We start from the raw sequence: 18,680 nt of genomic DNA on the forward strand, positions 1-18,680 counted from the left end.
GTGACAGTTCCGGAGGTCGTCCTGAATTCGGGGCGCGCTCGACTTCGGACTTGGAAAGTGGGGGAGACAGGCGATGGTGCAACTCGTCGTGGCCGCCGCTGGAGGCAACCCGCACGCCTTCCTTTCGTTTTCTGACGGCTACCTGTCGGAGGTGAGGCTCAGGCTTTGTAATTTCTCACGGGAGCATGCGGGCAAAGATCTGCTGTCGGTGCGGGAGGACATGGCGTCGTGCGCAACGTCGGTGCTGGGTGAGCCGTCCGGGAAGCAGGACGGGAACGCGTTCTGGGAACTGGAGAACCGCGGACATCTCTGGATCAAGGTGCTGGAAGCTACGGTGCTCCTGCAAGTGCTGCATCCTCGCTACGCGGACATCGAACGTGCCGAGGGGCGCCTCGGCATTCCATGACCGCATCCCAGGGACCGGGGACGAGGGCGACTACCTGTAGCTCGCTTTTTGGGTCGGTGACGAAACGGTCAAATTGGTCGGACCGTCGTCGCGGGGTCGATCCACGGCTCGGACAGCTTCGATGACCTCTCGAACCTCGGCGAGTTGGATGCGCATCGCGTACTCGGACGCCTCGGCATCGCGGGCGGACAGCGCGGCGAGGATGCGGGCATGGCCTTCGTGGGAGACGCGCCGCCCCTCGCCGCCGAGGTGCGAAAGAACGCGAGCCTCAACGGTCCAGGACGCCGTCAGCTCACCGAGGGTGGCCAGTAGAGGGTTCGCGGTCGCCTGGGCTATCGCAGTGTGGAACTCGAGGTCGAGTCTGGCAGACAGGTCAGCATCCGTCTCCTCCGCCGTCTGTTCCAGCAGTGTGCCGAGTGTGTCCAGTTGTCGTCCGCTGATGCGTTCCGCCGCGAGGCGAGCAATGCGGGGTTCGACCAGCGATCGGAACTCCGCCGAATGGTCGTAGTCAGCCTGCACGGCCTGCAGGCGGCCAGCGAGCGTCGCCGTGAGCGGGATCGAGCGGGCGACCCGGTTTGCGCTACCATGTCGACGCTCGAGAAGCCCGAGTCCCTCGAGTCGAGTGAGCGCCTCGCGGAGCGCATTTCGCGAGACTCCGAGCTCGAGGGCCAGAGCGCGCTCGGGTGGGAGCGGCGAGCCAGGCGCGAGGTCGCCGCCGACGATGAGCCGTTCCAGGTGCATCACGATGTCGTCCGCGATGAGCGCGCGGGTCCGAGGCAATGGGCCGAGGGGGCGATCGGACGTAACGGTCACGGAAGAGTCACCTGTTCTCGCGGAAGCAAGGTGGCGGCAGTCGCCACGTACTCAGTTTGGCATGGGCTCGCGCGACGGCGAGGGGCTGCTCGAACACCAATGTAAATGCCCTGTTACGGGATTCGCCCGCGCGTGAACAGCGTGTAACGGTCCTACCAATTCGCGCATCCGCCGCCTCCACCGCCTCTCACTTTGGTCCCACCGCGACGCAGAACTGTGCCGCGACCGCCGTCGGCCGAGTGGGAGCCCCCGTGAAGAAGACTCTGAAGAATCCCGCGCTCCAGATCGGGAGCGCGGCCATCCTTGGCATCGTCTTCGGGCTGCTCGTCGGCGAGTGGGCCGCGAACCTCAAGTTCGTGGGCGACCTCTTCATCAGGCTCATCCAGATGGCGATCGTGCCGCTTGTCATGGCATCCGTCATCGTCGCGACGGGTGCCATGACCGGATCCGGAATGGGGCGGATGGCCTTCCGCACGTTCAAGTGGATGATCGGCTTCTCGGTCGTCGCCGCGGTACTCGCCTGGTGCATCAGTGTCGTCATCCAGCCAGGCGCAGGCGTCGACTTCTCCGGCGGAGTCGACCCCGCGCTCCAGGAATCTGCCGCCGAGGCCACCGGTTGGCAGGACACGATTCTCGGGTTCGTCTCCACGAACATCTTCTCGGCCATGTCGACGGCAACCATGGTGCCGATCATCATCTTCTCCCTGCTCTTCGGCGTTGCGCTCAACGCCTACATTACGAAGACGGGCAACCGCCTCGTGCTGGACTTCTTCGATCAGATCCAGCAGATCGTGCTCACGATGATCCGCTTCGTCATGGTCATCGCCCCGGTCGGCGTCTTCTGCCTGCTCGCGAACCTCGCCGGCACGGTCGGGTTCGCGGTCGTGACAAGCGGCCTCAAGTACCTGGGCTCGACGCTCATCGGGGTGCTCATCCTCCTCGTTCTGTTCGTTGTGGTCGTGTGGCTGCGCACGGGCCTCAACCCGGCAAAGCTGCCGGCGAAGCTGAGCGACCAGACCATGATCGCGATCACGACCACAAGCTCTGCGGTCACCTACCCGACGGTGCTCAAGACGGCCATCGAGAAGTTCGGCGTCAGTCAACCGGTCGCGAACTTCACGCTTTCGGTAGGGCTCACGATGGGCTCGTATGGGGCCGTGTTGAACTACATGATCGTTGTCATGTTCCTGGTTCAGTCGGGCAGCATCACGCTCGACTTCGGCACGATCGTGCTCGGCATGGCCCTCGCGATCCTCCTCAACATGGGCACGATCACAGTCCCTGGCGGGTTCCCGGTCGTCGCGATGTTCCTCGCGACGTCCCTGGGGTTGCCCTTCGAGGCTGTTGGCCTGCTCATCGCCGTCGACTGGTTCGCGAGAATCTTCCGCACCTTCCTCAACGTCAACGGCGACACCTTCGTCGCGATGCTCGTCGCCAACGCCAGCAACGAGATCGACCGGGATGTCTATGACGACAAGAAGCAGGTAACGACGGATGCCCTCGACCTCGAGGAGTTCAAGGGGCAGTTCGAGAAGGCGGATGCCGCCGACTGATGCTTGGCGGCTCAGTCAAGCTGCAGCCAGGGTGGACTTGTGGTCGCCAAAAGTGAGCTTTGACGACCACAACGCCGCCCTCGGCGGCAGGATCGAACGGGCTCAGGAATCCGGTTGCTCGACGCTCGCCAGCCCGGTCGTCGCCGGTCCCTCGATCCTCGTCCCGTCTGGCTCGAACCGCGAGGCGTGCAGCGGGCAGTCCCAGCTGCAGGACTCGTCGTTCCAGACGACCACGCCCCCGAGGTGCGGGCATACCGCTGACACGGCGCGGGTTGCCCCGCCGACCGTGCTGGTGGCGACCGGATGCACTCCCTCGCGTCCCACGCGCCCCTCACCCTCCGCAGGCGCCGAGTCGTCGGTGTGCGTGAGCGCCTTGCCCCACTCGCTCGTGAGCCTTGCCGCCGTGTGGGCGCCTCGCTCGACGAGGCCAAGTGCGCCCTGAACGCTGGGAGACCGGTCGTAGAGCGTCTTCATCCACTCGGTCCGCTCGCCGAGGATGCGCGCGGCCAGATCGTGGGCGGCCGCGACGCCGTTGGTCATGCCCCACTTCGCGAAGCCCGTCATGGCGAGGATGCGGTCGTCGCGCGGGTCGATGGGGCCGACGAGGGGTGTCGCGTCGACGTTCGTGTAGTCCTGGGCTGCCCAGCGGTGCGTCTCAGTGAGGCCGATGAAGCGGTCGTGGGCCTGCGCGATGAGCTCGTCGACGCCCGCTCGCGAGGAGACCGAAGCCCCGACCTGGTGGCCCGCGCCGCCCACGAGGAGGTAGTCGCCGTCTGCGCGACGGAACTGCCGGTACGAGTGGCCGCCCGAGTCCATGGACAGGTACATGCCCGTGGGCACGTCGCCCGCGGATCTGAAGGACACGAGGTGCGAGCGGTGGGCCGTGAGGCGCGTGAAGTGCAGGCCGCGATCGAGCACGGGGAAGCCGGTCGCGAGGATGAGGTGCCCAGCGGAGAACGAGACGAGGTCCGCCTCCTGCCCGGTTGTCGCCTGCACCTCGACGTGTTGCTTGTGCTGCGTCGCGGCCGTGACGGTGACTCCCTCCACGACCTTCGTCCCTGCTCGCCGAGCACGCGCGACCAGCGCGATCGAGAGCTCATACGGGTCCACCTGCCCGTTGCCCGGGACTGCGAAGAAGTTCTCGACGGTGAATGGCAGCCCGTGGTGGCCACCCGTCTCGACGGGGAGCCCGAGCTCTTCAGCGACCGCGCGCTCCTCATCCACCTTCCTGGCTCCTGACCTCGTCGTCGCGAAGTTGATGGCGGGGCGTGTCTGCCAGGCCACTCCGTCTGCCGAGCAGAACGCTGACGTCCAGTCGAGGCCCACTCTGTTCGCCTCGACGTAGGCCGCAGCGATCTCGTGGCCGCGCTTCTGCCGCACGCTCGAGAGTTGGGAGCCCTGCAGGAGCGAGAACTTCGCCGTGGTGTTGCCCGTCGCGAGGTCGGCGACAGTGCGCGCTTCGACGAGCGTGACCTTGAGTCCCGCCTCGCTGAGCAGGACCGCACCGGCGAGGCCGGCGATGCCCGCGCCGGCGACGATGACGTCACTCCTGCTCGGCAGTTCGTCGATGGTGTCGGTGACGGGGCGAGCGGAGGTGTCGCGCCAGATCGAGGTCATGTGGGGCTCCCGGTGTGATCGGGATGAGCGTCGCAGGTGCTTCTGGAGGTTCCCGACCCCTTGACAACGCCGTCTCTCGACGGCGCTGCCCGCGGTGCGCTCCTATTGGGTCGGGGCCAGACGCGGCGTGTCGTCGCCAGCGGGCCGAGCCACCTGCCCCGGATGAAGAAGATCGCCACCAGCCCGAAGAGGATCACGGGGAAGTTGCCGAGGGCGGCAATGGATGCAAGCGGGCCGTCTCCGGGGTGCGCCGTCAGGAGGAAGATGCTCGGGTCGGTGCTCGCGTGCAAGAGGATGGGCCAGATCAGGTTCCCCGTGACGCGCAGCGTCAGGTACATGCAGATGCCGAAGGCGAACGTGTAGAGCACCTGGATGGCCGTCGCGAGCAGGCTTTGCCCGCCGAGGGCGTTGCCGGAGTGCATCGCCGCGAAGAGCGCCGCCGAGACGGTCGCCGTGGCGACCTCGGAGTGGCCGGCTTTTCGCATGAGGTTCACGACGTAGCCGCGTGTCAGCACTTCCTCGGCGAAGCCAATGCAGAGGCCGGCGAGCAGCCAGGCGGCAACGACGTCGAACCCGGCGCCCGCGTAGTCGAGGGACGCGAACCGGAGCACGTTGAAGGCGAGCACGACGGCGACGGCGATCCACATCCACCCCCGCCCACTGATGGGCTGCGGTGCGAACAGCTCTCGCAGCCAGCCGAGCGAGAGGGCGAAAACGATCAGCAGTACCCCGCCGAAAGCGATCGGCAGGGCGAAGTCGACTATGACCGTGCCGGCGGAACCCGGCTCCAGGCCCTCCTTCAGAGGCACGAACAGCAAGCCCCCGAGCTGGTAGACGACGTAGTAGACGACAACGAGCAGCACGGCCTTCCACCACCCGCCACGTTCCCAGAAGGTCTTCCAACGGGAACTCGAAATGGCGTCGGTCTGGGCGCTCATGGGCTTACTCCATGTCGTCGGGGGAGGGGAGAGAGGGGCGGCTGTCGTGGGGGAGTCCGGCCGAACATGGCCGGCGGCCGCCGTCAGCCGCGCCTCTCCGGTCAATTATCGGGCGAAGTGGTGACGCGCCGGGTGCTGGCCTCTGGAGAAGCAGGCCTCGCACCTACGCCGGCAGGCACTTCGCCCGGTAATTGAACGGTCCAGCGCTATGGTCGTGCCATGAGCACTGCAGGCCTCAGCGAGGGCGGCACGTCTGATCCAGCCGACGATGCCGTGGCGAGAAGAATCGAGCCGGCCCAACAGTCGGCAACGCAACGCTCAGGTGCAGAGGTGGCAGACCGCATCACAACCTGGGTCCTCATCGTCGGTATGGCCATCTTCAGCGCACTCGCGAGCTTCGTGGCGCCTGTCTTCGCCATGGCCGCAGACAACCCAGACACAAACATGACCTGGGTCCGAGTGTTCATCGGCATCGTGATGTTCGGCCCCTGGCTCCTCACGATTGGCACGGCCATCCTGTGCATTCATCGTCACCGGCGCGGCAAGTTCGCGTTTTTCGTGCCGCTCGCTGTTCTCGCAGCCTCGCCACTCCTCCTCCTCGCGCTGTCGGGGGTCTCGAGCCAGTTCTAGTCGCCGGCGCTCACCAGCCGTGGGAGTTCATCCACTCGCGGCGCTGGTCTGCTTCCTGGCGAGTGTCGTCGCCGCGCCAGGAGTCGTGCTCGGCGAGCGTGCCATCGCCGAGCTGGACAAACGCGAAGCACACCTCGCAGAGGGCGCGGCCGTCCGGGTAGCCGTCGGCGAGCGTCGGCGCAGGCGTGGCGTCCCTCCCGCTCCCTGGACAGCGCGGCTGGTCGGCATCGATTTCGCTCCAGAGGATGCTCGACCCCGTCCTGTTGTGGAGGCCCAAGTGCCCGGCCCGGCGCGTGCAGATCTCGCCGTCCCGGCGGCTGAGGCACAGCATCCGGGCGGCCCCGGGGAGTGCAGCGAGCGGCCGGTTGCTCATCGCTCCCCGATGAGGTTCAGCTGCGTGCCGTCGATGTCGACGAGGTAGCCGACCCTGCCGCCCCAGTCCCCCCTGGTGACGGGATGGAGGCGGGGGAACCCGACTCGCGCCTCCGGAACGCCGGTTGCTCGGATCGCATCGTAGAGAGCGTCGACATCAGCCACCCGGATGCTGCACATCGCGTTGCTCGCGTAGGGGTCGACGTCCGGAAACGCGAAGAACTCAAGCACAACCGTGCCGCGTGCGAGGATCATCCACCCGTCGTCGCGGTAGGTCTTGGCGAAGCCAAACGAGCCGTAGAAGCCGGCCGTCGCGTCGAAGTCCCTCGACGGGAGATTGGGGACGGCACGGTCGCGCATGCGCACAAGACTAGGCAAGATGCGCAATGTGCGTGGTCGGAAACCTGCAGTTCATCTGCCGGTGGTTACTCTTCAAGTGCGAGCGCTCCCAGCTCGAACTACTTGGTCCCCTGGCCGGCTTGGAGCCTGCGTGGCTGAACTACCGAATTCCCCCACCCGCCGCAGCGTCATGCGCGCGAGTACCTGGAGCGTGCCCGTGCTCGCCGTGGCCGCCGCTGCGCCCGCCTTCGCGGCGAGCAATGCGATCGCCCAGTGCGGGACGGACGACATTCTGTCGTTGGTGACTTGGCCCATCTTCGCTACGAGTCTCAACGGCAACGCGGTGCGGGCCACGAACACTGGCTCGGTTGAACGGACCTATGAGTTCACGCAGGTCGCCAGCGAGGCTCCGTTCAACTTTTTCGTTCGCAACTCTTACAACTCGACGGTGACGCTCCAGCCGTCCACCCCCGGGGATCACACGTTCCCAGCCCCGGTGCCTGACTCCGCTGACCCAACCGCCCCCTCGCCAGGTGGTCCGGCCAGCGGTCCCCTCACTGGTCCGCTCAGCGGACGTTCAAGATCACGATCCAACCGAACTCGTTCCTCGAGTTCGCCGCAGACAGCGCCGATTCTGCCGGGTGCAATGCGTCGACGTCCTTCACCGTGACCTCAGTCGACTGCGAACTGGTCTACATTCGCAACCAGTGCGCGCCTATCTAGGACCGACCCACATTCGCACGGCCCGGGTAAGCTCTGTCTGCCGCGCTTCGCGTGGCGACTGAACACCTAGGAGAACACCGTGCCCGTTGGCCTGCTTGCCGTCGTCGACGATATCCTCACCGCCGCGCTCAAGGCCTCGGCGAAGTCGGCGGGCGTTGTCATCGACGACGCCGCCGTCACGCCGCAGTACGTGCAGGGCATCACGCCCGCCCGCGAGCTTCCCGTCGTCTGGAACATCGCCAAGGGCAGCCTCTTCAACAAGTTCGTCATCATCATCCCGATCGCGCTGCTCTTGACGGCGTTTGCGCCGTGGATGCTGCCGTTCCTCCTCATCGTCGGCGGCGTGTACCTGTGCTTCGAGGGTGCGGAGAAGGTCACCGAGTGGTTCGGCCACCATCATGCGCTCGACGAGGACCACCCGCGCGACGAGAAGAAGCTTGTGTCCGGCGCGGTGCGCACCGACCTCATCCTCTCTACCGAGATCATGCTCATCTCGCTGTCCAACCTCGACCCTGACCTCGGGTTCTGGATGCGGCTGGCCGCGCTGGTTGTCATCGCGCTCGCCATGACTGCGCTCGTCTACGGCGCCGTGGCCCTGCTCGTGAAGATCGACGACATCGGGCTCCAAATGGCGACCCGCAGCGACCGCCGCACGAGGCACCTCGGCGTGCGAATCGTGCGCTCGATGCCCGCCGTGTTCCGCGTCATCAGCATCGTCGGCACCGTCGCCATGCTGTGGGTCGGCGGCCACCTCGTCATCATCAACGTCGGGGAGGTCGGCTTCCACGCGCCGGCTGACCTGCTCCACGAGATCGAGCACGCCCTCATCAACACCGGCCCCGTCGTCGTGTGGCTCGTCGACACGCTCATCTCCGCCGTCGTCGGTCTGGTGGTCGGACTCGTGGTCGTCGGCATCACGCTCCTCGTCGGACGCATCCTGCCGAAGAAGGCAAAGGCCGTGACTTCGGGCGAAGCCCCGGCTACGGCTGGCGAGGCCCCGAACCCCAGCGCCCACTAGCGCTTCAGTAGCATCGCTGCCTGTGTTTCCAACCTCCCGGGGCTCCCCGACGTTGGAAACACAGGCAGCGTTTTCTGTTTCCCGGGGCCTAGCGCTCGCGGCGCAGGAGGCCGATGAGCTCCGAGTAGGTCGCCGTGAAGCCGAAGCGGAGGATGCACCACACGACGGAGACAGCGACGGCGACCGTGATGCCGGCGCGCAGCGTCGCATCCATCGGCACGAGCCACAAGCCGAAGCCGATGAGCGCGACGGCCGCCCCGCACACCATCGCGGGCAGGTAGGAGCGGAGCACATCCAGAGTGCGGAGGCCCATGATGCGGATGGCGACGGCCTGCTTCACGACCACAAACACGGCCACCACAACAAGCTGCCCGACGGCGACTCCCATGATGCCGCCGAAGTGCGCCCCGGCGATGAGGACACCGACGAAGACAAAAAGCTGCGCAGCTGAGAGCCGCATGGCTAGGCCAGGCCGCCCGATCGCCTTGTACACCTCGTTGATGCCGGAGCCGAGCGAGCGGACCGCCGCATAGAGCGACAGCACGATGAGGGGCTCGATCACCATGAGCCAGCCATCGCCGAACAGCAGCGGCACTAGCGCCGGGGCAACCGTCGCCAGACCGATACCGGCGGTCACGCCGAAGATCGTCTGCACGCGAAGCCCGAGCAGGTAGCTGCGCCGGAGCAGCCCCGGTTCGCTCTGCGCCTTCGCGTACAGCGGATACAAGACCGCCGTCAGGATGTAGAGCGTGTTCACGATGCCGAACTCGGGCAGCCGGAACGCCAGCTGGTAGGTGCCGAGCGCCGCGGTCCCGAGGAACGCCGCAACGATCAGGTAGTCGACCTCGAAGTTGAAACGGGAGATGATCTGGCTGCCGGCCGCTGGCAGCCCAAAGCCGGTCACTTCACGGAAGTCAGCTCGTCCCCAGCGCCAGAACCGCCACGGCGTCGAATCGCGCAGCAGGACCCAGCACGAGATCGCGTAAGCGAAGGAGGCAGCGATCGAACCGACGATGAGCGACCACACGCCCGCCCCGCCAAGCGCCAACCCCATCGTCACGGCGCCCGTCACGATGGCGCGCACGATGGAGGCGGTCGTGATGGCGCTGAAGCGCATGTCCTTGCGCAGCAGCGACTCTGGGACGGCGCAGAGCGACGCCCCGACGACAACAAGGCTCGAGACCTGCAGCAGCGCAGTGAGCTCTGGCTGCTTGAACCAGGCGGCGAAGAGTGGCGCGAGCGCAACAAGGAGAACGGCGAGGAGCACACCGAAGCCGAGCGTGATCGCGAGCGAGGCCCGCACGATCGAGGGCCGCCTCGTGAGCACAACAAGCGCCTGCGCGATGCCACCGTCAGCGACGGTCTCGGCGTAGGCCATGATGACCAGCGCCAGCGTGACCAGCCCGTACTGGTCTGGCGTCAGCGACCGCGCCAGGATGGCGGTCGTTGCGAGCAGCACGAGCCTGCTGACCGCCACGGCCCCCGACTGCATGGCCGCGCCCCTCGCCGCGCTGCGCGCGAGCTGACGCGGATCGAGTGCGGACGCAGTCGAATCCTGACTCATGCCCGAGTAGGGGAGGGAGCGAACGCCCGCTGGGCGTTTGCGCCCGTTCCCCTCGCCAGGCGCCCTCGAACGTAGCCGACGCCCGTGGTACCGAGACCGGCCACGATCGCCGCCGCCCCCTGCAACCGGCCGGCGCGCAGCTCGCGCAGCACACCGCGGCCGAGCACTCGAACTACGTAGTCCTTCTCCGTGGATAGCGCTGCGGTTGCACCCTGAAGGCGGGCGATCGACGCCTTCGAGAGGCCCTCCGCGTAGCAGCGCCTCAAGAAGTAGCCCCATGTGCCGCGTACTGCTGCGACTTCATGGCTGACGGCCGATCGCGGCTCGAAGATGACCTTCGCGCTCGGGTTCGCGGCGGCGATTCGGATGCACAGCTCCGTCTCCTCACCACCGAGCGGGATACGACCTACCCGGCCGAGCTCCTCGCCGAAGCCTCCAGCCGTGACGATCATCGATCGGCGCATCGACATGTTGCAGCCCATGAGGTTACGCACCTCGCGGGCGCTCGTGGGCTGACCAAGGTATGTGCATCCGACTACCCAGTCGAACTCGCCGGGGCCGGCGCTCGGGTCGGTTGCGGAGCCCGGAGTCGGGTACATCGGCGGGCGCGAAGCCGGCCAAGCTGGGCGCGCGGACCCACCAACCGCGACCACACCGGCGTCGGCGTAGTGCGCGATCAGTAGTTCGAGCCAATCGGCATCGGCAACAGCGTCGTCGTCGAGGAACGCGACGATCTCGCCGCTGGCCACCTCCACGCCAGTGTTGCGGGCGCCGGAGAGCCCACGGCGCCTGCTGTTCTCGACCACGGTCGCCGAGTCGCCGAAGTGCTGCCTGGCCCGCTCGAACAGCGAGCGGTTGTGGTCGATGACGAGGATCAGCTCGTCAGGCGCCAGCGAACCACCGGTTGCCGACTCCGCCCCGCGCACGATCGTGGACCAGCGGTCCTCCGTGTACGCGCAGATCACCACGGAAACTGTCGGCATTGGCTCCCCCCCCGGAGTTCTCAGCATGATCAAGCGTTCGGCTTGAACAGGGTCGAGCCTAGACCGACGTCACCTCAGGCGTACGACGCTTCACAACACGAGCGCGGCTGCGCTCGGTTGCGAGGGTCCGCAGCACGCGAGTGCCGTCGGTCCACGTGCGCAGGTGGCTCTCTCCGTGGATGCGGCGCTTCTCGACGCTCGGGACCTCACGGATGTGCGCATCCGCCGTCGCCATGCGGCAGTTGATGATCGTCTCGATCTCGAAGCCGTCGCCCCAGAGCATGAGGTTCGGCTGTGCGATGCCGGTCTCCGGCAATTCAAGCACCGGCAGCATGTCGCGCCAGAACGCGTTGTAGCCGTAGCAGAGGTCGGAGAACTTCGTGCCGAAGGCGAGATTCGCGGTCAAGTTCAGGCCAGCATTTCCCGCACGGCGCAGCGGGGTGATGTCCTCGCTGCCGCCTCCAGGCAGGAATCGAGTTCCCTTCGCGAAGTCGGCCCCCGCGACGAGCGCGTCGACGAACGCCGGAATCTCCGCAGGGTCCGCCGAACCGTCGGCGTCGAACATGACGATGATGTCACCCGTCGCCGCGCCGAAGCCGCAGGCGAGTGCATTGCCCTTGCCCATGCGGGTCTGCGTGATGAGCGAGGCGTCCGGGCGCAGGCGGCCGACAACCTCCGCTGTGCCGTCGCTCGAGTTCGCGTCGACGACGATGACCTCGTGATCGCGAGGGAGCTGCGGCAGCATCACCTCGAGGTTCGAAGCCTCGTTCTTGGCTGGGATGACAATCGTCACCGTGGGTGCAGACGTGCGTTCCATCAAGTTCCCCCAAACTTGTAGATGTTTACGCTCAGTTCCCCCCGAGCGTCAACGAGTCGACCCTAACAGCCCGTTTGGCCCGGGCCAAAAGTTTTGGCTATGTGCCCGTATTGGCGGCTTCCCAGGCCCGATATGCCCCGACATCTAGCTGAAAGACGACAGTTCCGGACTTATCGAAGACCGTTTTCCAGTAGCCGGTCCGGCCTAGCGCGTCCCGAAGTTCAGCGAACTGGGATTCCGTCTGCAGGGCGTAAGCCTCGCCGAATCCGCTCTGCGCTGGCGACCAGAGGGCGTAGACGGGCACGTCTGCCTCGAACGGACCGACGTAGCCGTCGAGCGACCGAGTCAGGTCGGCGGCGTACACGTCCATCGACGCATCGGCCCCGAGGTTCTGAACGGGCAGCCCCAGCTCGAGACGTTCGACGAAGTCGACGTTCTCGTCCTTCGTGCGCGGTGACGTCGGCAGGTCGCCCTCACCGAGCAGCAGCGTGATCGGACCATCGCCCTCCCCGTTCACGTCGTCGGTCACGAGGTTGATGGCCTCGATGTCGCTCGGGTGCACGTAGTGGATGCGGTCGAGCGCCGAGTAGGCGGGCAGCCAGCACAGCGCCAGGGCGAGCGTGAAGGCCACGAGTCCCGTGCGCCTCGGCCATTTGGCGCCGATGCTGAACGCGCCAACGGCGAGGCCGGCGAGCCAGGGGATGCCGAAGAGTGCCGCCCGGAAGATGCCCTCCTGCCCGTACGGGGTCAGGACCAGGATGATGAGTCCGGTGGCAGTCGTTGCCGTCGCGGCGAGGCCGAGCGAGAGCGGCGGCCGGTCCTCGCGCTGACGCCCGCGACGAAGGAGGGCGTCGAGCATCCGCTCGAGGATCACCCAGCCAGCGGCGAGGACAAGCAGCAGGATGCCGCCGACCATCCCGTAGATGGACCACGAGACCTCTGCCATGCGCACGAGTGGGTCAGACTCGACCGTGCGAGGCGGCAGGAAATTGCCCGCACGGCCGAACTCGCTGAAGTTCAGGACGGCGCCGACGGCGCCAGAGTGCATGAGCGTCCAGACGATGGCCGGCACGAGCACGAGCGCCGGCAGCCACCAGGGCTTCACGACCCGGAATGCCACGAGCACCGCGACCATGAGGCCCACGATGTACGGGCTGAGCTGGTGCGTCATCGCGAGCGCGCACGAGACGGGCAGGATCATGGCGATCTTCGCTCGTGCCGACGCCGAGGACATGACTGCCGCGACGATGGCGAAGGCGAAGCAGTAGCCGAGCGACTGCGGCGAGAAGTAGTCGGCGCCAATCGTGTCGACGAGCACGCAGAAGCCCACCGCGATCCACGCTGCACGTGGATCCCGCACGATCCGCCCGAGGAACTCGCGCAGCACGACGATTCGGATGAGGCCGACGATGAGCGGCCAGAAGCGCGCGAACGCGACCACGTCCTCGATGCCACTCGCCTCGGCAACCCAGGCGATGGAGCTGAAGAATCCGGGCCATCCGTTGTAGACGCCGACCGACGAGTTTGTGGTGTGGGTGCTGAGGATCTGGTCGACGAGGTCGACGTGCTTCACCGTCGACGGCGAGCGCGGGCCCTCGTAGAGGAGCGCAGTCGTCAGCATGACCACCACGAGGAGTGCGATGGCTGAGACCGCGGAGCTCAGCTCTGTGGAACGACGAGCGAACACGAGGCTCAGCAGCACGGCGAGGAAGCCGATCGCCCACGGCACGCCGAGTACCGGGAGGAAACCGCCGAACTGTGGCTCTGTCGGGCCCGTCACGACGACAGTGGTGATGCAGAGGGCCGCGCCGAGGATCGCGATGACCATGAGCACGATCGGAGCTGCCCCGGATGCGACGTCCGGGCCCTCGCCGGCCGCGCGTCGAGCGCTCCAGGACGTGTGCAGCGCACGGTCGCGCCGTGCGCGGAACAGGGCGATGACGCCGCTTGCGGCCGCCGCGACAGCGAGCACCGCCGCCACGGGGGTCGGTGCCCAGAGTGTGGTGCTCATCATGAGCATGGAACCGAGCACAAGCACGGTCGGGCCAGTCACGACGGCCAACGTCACGCGAGACTGCGCCGAGAAGCGGGGGCCGTGTGCCCAGACAGCCGCGCCGAGACCGACGAACAGGAACGCGATACCCGCCCCGACGCGCACTGCGCCGAAGCCCGAGACGAGGCTCAGCACATAGGCGAGCGCCGTCACGATGGCGATCCACGCGAGCGCTGACCTCGCTGGAGCCGAACGCTTGGCCTGGCGAAGCTGGAGAGCGCTGGTCACGATCGGCGGAGTCCTGCCTGGCGGGCTCGGCTCGCCCGCCTCGCCTTGGCGTAGAGGGCAGGGCCAGCGAAGTAGCCGCGCACCTCTTCCTGCCAGGCGCCCGCTGGCGTCTCGACCCGGGCGAGCATTCGGTCTTCTGTGGAGGACCGGATGCTCGCCATCCGCGCGAGACCGGCGAGCACGCGGCCCGCGATATCGAGCGACGTGGCCGGGTTGGTCAGGTACTTCGTGAGGTAAGCCGTGAGCCCTGTGCCGTAGCCGTACAGCTGGCTCCGCAGCGCGTCGTCGTCGGCGCGGTGCTGGTGCCAAACGAGTGCGGCCGGTTCGTAGGCGATCGTGAAGCCGGCACGCAGGACACGGACGAAGATGTCGAGGTCCTCGCCGCCCTTCGTCTTCGTGCCAGCTCCGAGGGCCTCGTCGAACTCGCCTACACGGTCCATCGCCTCCCGTGACACTGCGAGGTTTGCCCCAGTGCCGAAGATGCCGGCGGAGTACGGGTAGAGCGGCGAGTCGTCGCGGCGTTCCCGCAGGTCGTAGCGCTCCGAGGTCATGCGCGCCGACCATGACGGCGAGCGAGCATCGAAGTAGCCTTCGGCGTTCGTCTCGATGGCGGCGGTCGCGACGAGGCCCGTCACGCAGCCGATGCCGGGCTCGCTGCGGAACGTGCGAGCGATCTCCGTCAGCCAGTTCCTATCGACAAGCACGTCGTCGTCGGTGTACGCCAGGATCTCGCCGCGTGCCCCGATGAGCCCCGCGTTGCGAGCCGCGGAGAGACCGGGGCGGTCCTGCCGCAGGTACCTGAAGCGGGGGTCCATCGCGCAGATCTTCTCGAGGAGCTCGCGTGTCTCCTCGTTGGAGGGAGCGTTGTCCACGACTACGACTTCGAAGTTCGGGTAGTCGAGAGCCTGGATGCGGTCGAGGCAGCTCGTCAGCAGCTCGGTGTGGTCGCGCGTGCAGACGATGACGCTCGCGAACGGGGCGTCGACGAGCGGAGCAGGCGCTTCCGCGTTCACCGAATCGCCGAAGGCAGTACTGGCCTGAGTGCGGAGATCGTCGAGCGAGACAGCGTCTGGGGCTCCGTCGAAGTGCAGGTAGCCAAGAGGTCGGCCGTGGGCTCGCACGAGCACCCTCGCTCGTCGGTGCCTAGAGGCTGCGTGCCTCGGCCCCTGCAGGCCCCCGTCGTCAAAAAGTTCGAATTCGCCACACCAGATACCTGGCGCGGCGGAACGCGTCGCGTGTGTCATCCCGCCCCGACTCTCGTGAACACGGCCCCCCGCCGCGAGCCACAGTCTAGTCAGGCCGTTCACTTGTGCGGCTATCATCACCCGGATGAAGATGCTCTACGTCGTGGAATCCACGCCGACGATCGATGCCAGGACCGGTGACGGCAGTAGCCTGATCCCGTATCAGGTGGCTCTCGCACTTCCTTCACACGTGGATTTGGAGATCATCAGTTTTTCCGGGGTGAATACGGTCGATGGGACTTTGCGGGCCAGGGCGGAGCGCATCCACGAGCTGCCCCAGCGTGGTCTGCGGGACGCGCAGATGCTCTCCCTGCTGGCACGTGAATCGGTCGGAGCCGCCTTGCGCATGACCGCGCAGTCGCGGAAGCTCGTGCGGGAGCGCTCGCGGGCCGCCGACGCCACGCTCGTGCACGGTCCGCACCTCCTGCCGCTGCTGGATGCGGTGGTCGGGCCCTGCGTCTACCAGAGCGTCGACCCATGGTCGTTCCGGCTCGAGATGGAAGCGGCCGCAGTCAGAGGGCCCCGCGCCTTCTACCGACGCCGGTTGGCGAGTGCCAGGCTTGCGCGAGAGCGGGCGCTCGCGCCGCACATCGCACTCGCGACCGTCGGCCGTGCCGACGCCGAGCGCTGGCAGGCCGAGCTCGATCGCGACGTCACAGCTGTCCCGAACGGGGTCTCGGCCGGACCAGAAGCGGGGGAGCGACAGGTTGGGAGACCCGAGCTGCCCACGCTGAGCTTCACCGGGAGCCTCGACTACGCCCCCAACATCGAGTCTGCAACCCGGCTTGTGCGCGAGATCGCTCCCGTTGTCTGGGCCGCCGAACCCGCTGCCCGCATCCTCATCGCGGGGCGCAACCCCGTCGACGAGGTCCTCGCGCTCGCTTCAGAGCGCGTCGAGGTGCGGGCAAACGTGCCGTCCATGGCGGAGGTCTACGAGGCAAGCGACGTCGCGGTGTTCGCCGACGTCTCGGGACTCGGCATCCGCAACTCCGTGTCAGAGGCCCTCGCGGCAGGGACACGCGTGATTGCGACGCCCGTCGCCGCGCGCGAGCAGCCGCATCACCCGCTCCTCACCGTGGTGGATGACGCGGCGGCCTTCGCGGGCCGCACGCTCGAGGAGCTGCGCCTCGCCAGATCGTCGCAGCGCCCAGAGCGCGCGTCGGCGACCGGCGCCCCGATGCGTTCGTGGCAGGACGCTGCGGGGGAGTACCTGGCGCTCCTCGAAGCCGCTGCGCGCTGAGCTCAGCTCGAGTGGTCGGTGCCGCCGAGCCAGTCGAGCGCGTGGCTCCAGAGCATGACATCGCGGTCGGCGGCGATGAGCTGGTCCGCCATCCCCGCCGAATCCGCGTTGGCCTCGAGTCGGTCTGCGAGCGTCGCCGCTGACCTCGTCCAGGCCAGGAGCACAAACGCCGCGTCGAAGCCGAGACCGTGCCCGCCCAGTTGCCGTTCCAGGAGCCGACGTCCCTCGCCGCCCACCGCCCACAGCTCGTCGAAGGCCCGCCGCTGCGCTTCTCGAGTGAACGCGCCTCTTGCCGACTCAGCGCAGTACTGCAGGTAGAAGACGAGGTCATGGCCAGGCAGGCCGTGCTCGCGGGCCCGCTCCCAATCGAGCACCCGCAGTTCACCAGACGGAGCCAAGAGCACGTTCGGGTGGCCGAGGTCGCCGTGCTCGAACACGGCCGGCATTGGGCGCTCGCGGAGTCCGGCAAGAGCCTCGTGCGTGCGCTCGACGAGTCGCGTGATGGACGCCCGCCCGCTGAGCGCTGAGAGGCGCTCGAGCGGTGCCGTGACCAGGGTGTCGAACCAGTTCGAATTCTCCGAGCTCTCACGAGTGCGGGGCATGGCGTCGATGAAGCGCAGGCCGATTTCCACGGCAAGGTCGTGATCCCGGGCGACGGCCGCCGGGTCGAGCGGGGCTCCGTGCATGGCCTCCCGCAAGAGATAGGTCGTCGAGCCGATCATCGTGAATCGCTCGACGCGCGGCACCGAGGCCGCGAGTTCGGGGGCAGCAACCCGAAGCGCCTCGAGCATCCGCCCCTCGCGCCCGATCCCGGAGTCGTCCCCAGGTTGGCGAGGAACCTTGGCCACCCACGAGCCTGAGCCGGACTCGGTCTCACGCAGGGCCACCACGTGCCGTGAGGTGTCGAAGCGGGGCGTGATGATGACGGGGTGCTCGTCGCCGAAGATCGGGTGCGGCGTGCGAGACCTGGTGACCACGACGTAGCCCTGGCGGGCGAACACCCAGTGCGCGTGCATCCTGCCAGCCAAGCGCGCCCCGATCGACAGTGCGCGCAGCCTACTCGAGCCGTCATGCCTGGCGAGGGTCGCGTCAAGCGCAGGGGCGTCGTGCATCGGCACGAGCCTGGCCGTTCTGGCGAGGTCGGGAGCACTCCAGTAGGCAAGGGCGTGAGCGCCGGGGATCCGCTTCGCTCTCCGCAGCGTCTGCCGCAGCGGGGCCGCCGAGGCTCCTGCTGCGAGGGCGCCGCCGACCTCGATGCACAGCGCCCCGTTCTCCGAGAGCGCGGCGAAGCCCCTCACGATGTCGAGGGGAGATGACGAGGCACTGAAGACGAGATCGAAAGCGCCGTCGTCGGCCGTGCCCATGCTTCCCACCGCGCGAGCATCCGGCTGGAGCAGGCGGAGCGCCGCGAGTGCCTCGGGGGAAACATTCCCGATGTAGCCCAGGTGCGCAGGCTCGAGCGCGCCGGTCAGGAAGCGCCAGTCGTTGCGCCGCCACGCGTGCAGGAGCGGTTCGTGTGGGTCGGTCGTCACGCGGCGGCCACCAACTCGCGCAGCCTGTTGGTGACCTCATACGGGGAGTGGGTCACGTCGACCACCGTCGCCAGCTCAGTTCGGCGCGCGAAGGCGAGATACCGGCGGCGCTGACGCTCGAGCTGCTCCGGCGCGTACTCGTCAGTGCGGCTGCCCAGCACGCTGCTCGGCGCATCCAACACGGCGACCCGATCGAGGGCAGGCATGAGACGGGAGCTCGCGCCGCGCAGGAGGCGGCCGCCGATGCTCGGGTCTGCGGAGCCCAGGATGATGTGCTCGTTCGCGACCCGGTCGAGGACAACCGTGCGGCCGCACGCTCGGTGCCACCTGGCCGACACAGTTCCGCGGACGAGTCGGCCGAGGCGCAGCGCGAGGCCGCCGCCTGGAACGCGATCGAGCACGTTCCACCTGGTGTGCGTCCACAGGCCGAGATGCGCTCGGCGGATGTTCGGTTCGCGTGCGACAAGCCCGGCGATGACGGTGGACTTGCCTGATCCGTCAGGTCCGAGCACAGCAATGATCCGCCCTCGCGGCATGGCGATTCCCCCAAATCGAGCGCCGCTGCGGCGCCTCCCCCGACACCAGACTACTGGCCGGAGCATCCCTGGCC

Annotated in this window: 17 protein-coding genes; 5 read left to right on the forward strand and 12 right to left on the reverse strand. The window is 67.5% G+C overall.

What is annotated here, in order from left to right; translation table 11 throughout:
- Positions 1 to 73: 73 nt before the first annotated feature.
- A complete protein-coding gene (locus FHX72_RS13100; protein WP_183625726.1) occupies positions 74 to 406 on the forward strand; it encodes a DUF6301 family protein in 333 nt (110 codons plus the stop codon).
- Between the two features lie 30 nt (positions 407 to 436).
- Here the strand turns inward: FHX72_RS13100 and FHX72_RS13105 are convergent, their stop codons facing one another.
- Positions 437 to 1,219: an FCD domain-containing protein gene (locus FHX72_RS13105; protein WP_183625728.1), complete on the reverse strand. Its 783-nt coding sequence runs from the start codon at positions 1,217 to 1,219 to the stop codon at positions 437 to 439.
- 251 nt (positions 1,220 to 1,470) lie between these two features.
- Here FHX72_RS13105 and FHX72_RS13110 point away from each other — a divergent pair, with 251 nt between their 5' ends.
- Entirely contained in the window at positions 1,471 to 2,772 is a 1,302-nt protein-coding gene (locus FHX72_RS13110; RefSeq protein ID WP_183625730.1) for a cation:dicarboxylate symporter family transporter, read from the forward strand.
- Positions 2,773 to 2,874: 102 nt separating this feature from the next.
- Here the strand turns inward: FHX72_RS13110 and FHX72_RS13115 are convergent, their stop codons facing one another.
- Together FHX72_RS13115 and FHX72_RS13120 are read right to left on the reverse strand one after the other, a co-directional pair.
- Positions 2,875 to 4,389: an FAD-dependent oxidoreductase gene (locus tag FHX72_RS13115; protein ID WP_183625732.1), complete on the reverse strand. Its 1,515-nt coding sequence runs from the start codon at positions 4,387 to 4,389 to the stop codon at positions 2,875 to 2,877.
- Positions 4,386 to 5,327, reverse strand: a complete 942-nt coding sequence (locus tag FHX72_RS13120) for a CPBP family intramembrane glutamic endopeptidase (protein WP_183625734.1) — start codon at positions 5,325 to 5,327, stop codon at positions 4,386 to 4,388. Before FHX72_RS13120 ends, FHX72_RS13115 begins: the two co-directional genes overlap by 4 nt.
- A 219-nt stretch (positions 5,328 to 5,546) precedes the next feature.
- Here FHX72_RS13120 and FHX72_RS13125 point away from each other — a divergent pair, with 219 nt between their 5' ends.
- Complete coding sequence (locus FHX72_RS13125; RefSeq protein WP_183625736.1) at positions 5,547 to 5,957, forward strand: hypothetical protein; 411 nt, start codon at positions 5,547 to 5,549, stop codon at positions 5,955 to 5,957.
- Positions 5,958 to 5,967: 10 nt separating this feature from the next.
- Here FHX72_RS13125 and FHX72_RS13130 read toward each other — a convergent pair whose 3' ends face one another.
- Both FHX72_RS13130 and FHX72_RS13135 read right to left on the reverse strand, forming a co-directional pair.
- On the reverse strand, positions 5,968 to 6,330 hold the full coding sequence (locus FHX72_RS13130) for a hypothetical protein (protein WP_235812690.1): 363 nt from the start codon (positions 6,328 to 6,330) through the stop codon (positions 5,968 to 5,970).
- The gene (locus tag FHX72_RS13135; RefSeq protein WP_068479482.1) at positions 6,327 to 6,689 is read right to left on the reverse strand and encodes a bleomycin resistance protein; all 363 of its coding nucleotides are present in this window, start codon (positions 6,687 to 6,689) and stop codon (positions 6,327 to 6,329) included. Before FHX72_RS13135 ends, FHX72_RS13130 begins: the two co-directional genes overlap by 4 nt.
- Positions 6,690 to 7,470: 781 nt before the next feature.
- Between FHX72_RS13135 and FHX72_RS13140 the strand changes: the two genes are divergently transcribed.
- Complete coding sequence (locus FHX72_RS13140; protein WP_183625738.1) at positions 7,471 to 8,409, forward strand: DUF808 family protein; 939 nt, start codon at positions 7,471 to 7,473, stop codon at positions 8,407 to 8,409.
- An 88-nt stretch (positions 8,410 to 8,497) separates the two neighbouring features.
- Here FHX72_RS13140 and FHX72_RS13145 read toward each other — a convergent pair whose 3' ends face one another.
- From FHX72_RS13145 to FHX72_RS13165, 5 genes are all read right to left on the reverse strand, one after another.
- Positions 8,498 to 9,973: a lipopolysaccharide biosynthesis protein gene (locus tag FHX72_RS13145; protein ID WP_082775240.1), complete on the reverse strand. Its 1,476-nt coding sequence runs from the start codon at positions 9,971 to 9,973 to the stop codon at positions 8,498 to 8,500.
- The gene (locus tag FHX72_RS13150) at positions 9,970 to 10,956 is read right to left on the reverse strand and encodes a glycosyltransferase family 2 protein (RefSeq protein ID WP_183625740.1); all 987 of its coding nucleotides are present in this window, start codon (positions 10,954 to 10,956) and stop codon (positions 9,970 to 9,972) included. Before FHX72_RS13150 ends, FHX72_RS13145 begins: the two co-directional genes overlap by 4 nt.
- Before the next feature lie 58 nt (positions 10,957 to 11,014).
- The gene (locus tag FHX72_RS13155; protein ID WP_183625742.1) at positions 11,015 to 11,773 is read right to left on the reverse strand and encodes a glycosyltransferase family 2 protein; all 759 of its coding nucleotides are present in this window, start codon (positions 11,771 to 11,773) and stop codon (positions 11,015 to 11,017) included.
- Positions 11,774 to 11,870: 97 nt separating this feature from the next.
- Complete coding sequence (locus FHX72_RS13160) at positions 11,871 to 14,054, reverse strand: hypothetical protein (RefSeq protein ID WP_183625744.1); 2,184 nt, start codon at positions 14,052 to 14,054, stop codon at positions 11,871 to 11,873.
- Positions 14,051 to 15,181 (reverse strand): glycosyltransferase family 2 protein, encoded by a 1,131-nt coding sequence (locus FHX72_RS13165; protein ID WP_167349950.1) that lies wholly within the window; start codon positions 15,179 to 15,181, stop codon positions 14,051 to 14,053. The genes FHX72_RS13160 and FHX72_RS13165 overlap by 4 nt, the downstream gene beginning before the upstream one ends.
- Before the next feature lie 202 nt (positions 15,182 to 15,383).
- Between FHX72_RS13165 and FHX72_RS13170 the strand changes: the two genes are divergently transcribed.
- Positions 15,384 to 16,538: a glycosyltransferase gene (locus tag FHX72_RS13170; RefSeq protein WP_082775239.1), complete on the forward strand. Its 1,155-nt coding sequence runs from the start codon at positions 15,384 to 15,386 to the stop codon at positions 16,536 to 16,538.
- A 2-nt stretch (positions 16,539 to 16,540) separates the two neighbouring features.
- Here the strand turns inward: FHX72_RS13170 and FHX72_RS13175 are convergent, their stop codons facing one another.
- Both FHX72_RS13175 and FHX72_RS13180 read right to left on the reverse strand, forming a co-directional pair.
- The gene (locus FHX72_RS13175; protein ID WP_068492313.1) at positions 16,541 to 18,070 is read right to left on the reverse strand and encodes an aminoglycoside phosphotransferase family protein; all 1,530 of its coding nucleotides are present in this window, start codon (positions 18,068 to 18,070) and stop codon (positions 16,541 to 16,543) included.
- Positions 18,067 to 18,582, reverse strand: coding sequence for a hypothetical protein (locus FHX72_RS13180; RefSeq protein WP_156475673.1), 516 nt, complete (start codon positions 18,580 to 18,582; stop codon positions 18,067 to 18,069). The genes FHX72_RS13175 and FHX72_RS13180 overlap by 4 nt, the downstream gene beginning before the upstream one ends.
- Positions 18,583 to 18,680: the final 98 nt, after the last annotated feature.

This window comes from Pseudoclavibacter helvolus, assembly GCF_014191305.1.
In the GTDB taxonomy this organism is placed as follows: Bacteria; Actinomycetota; Actinomycetes; order Actinomycetales; family Microbacteriaceae; genus Pseudoclavibacter; species Pseudoclavibacter helvolus.

Bases quoted from the DNA above. Each gene is read 5' to 3' on its own strand.
- FHX72_RS13100 (WP_183625726.1), top strand. From the start codon at position 74: ATGGTGCAACTCGTCGTGGCCGCCGCTGGAGGCAACCCGCACGCCTTC.
- FHX72_RS13115 (WP_183625732.1), bottom strand. From the start codon at position 4,389: ATGACCTCGATCTGGCGCGACACCTCCGCTCGCCCCGTCACCGACACC.
- FHX72_RS13120 (WP_183625734.1), bottom strand. From the start codon at position 5,327: ATGAGCGCCCAGACCGACGCCATTTCGAGTTCCCGTTGGAAGACCTTC.
- FHX72_RS13125 (WP_183625736.1), top strand. From the start codon at position 5,547: ATGAGCACTGCAGGCCTCAGCGAGGGCGGCACGTCTGATCCAGCCGAC.
- FHX72_RS13130 (WP_235812690.1), bottom strand. From the start codon at position 6,330: ATGAGCAACCGGCCGCTCGCTGCACTCCCCGGGGCCGCCCGGATGCTG.
- FHX72_RS13135 (WP_068479482.1), bottom strand. From the start codon at position 6,689: ATGCGCGACCGTGCCGTCCCCAATCTCCCGTCGAGGGACTTCGACGCG.
- FHX72_RS13145 (WP_082775240.1), bottom strand. From the start codon at position 9,973: ATGAGTCAGGATTCGACTGCGTCCGCACTCGATCCGCGTCAGCTCGCG.
- FHX72_RS13150 (WP_183625740.1), bottom strand. From the start codon at position 10,956: ATGCCGACAGTTTCCGTGGTGATCTGCGCGTACACGGAGGACCGCTGG.
- FHX72_RS13155 (WP_183625742.1), bottom strand. From the start codon at position 11,773: ATGGAACGCACGTCTGCACCCACGGTGACGATTGTCATCCCAGCCAAG.
- FHX72_RS13170 (WP_082775239.1), top strand. From the start codon at position 15,384: ATGAAGATGCTCTACGTCGTGGAATCCACGCCGACGATCGATGCCAGG.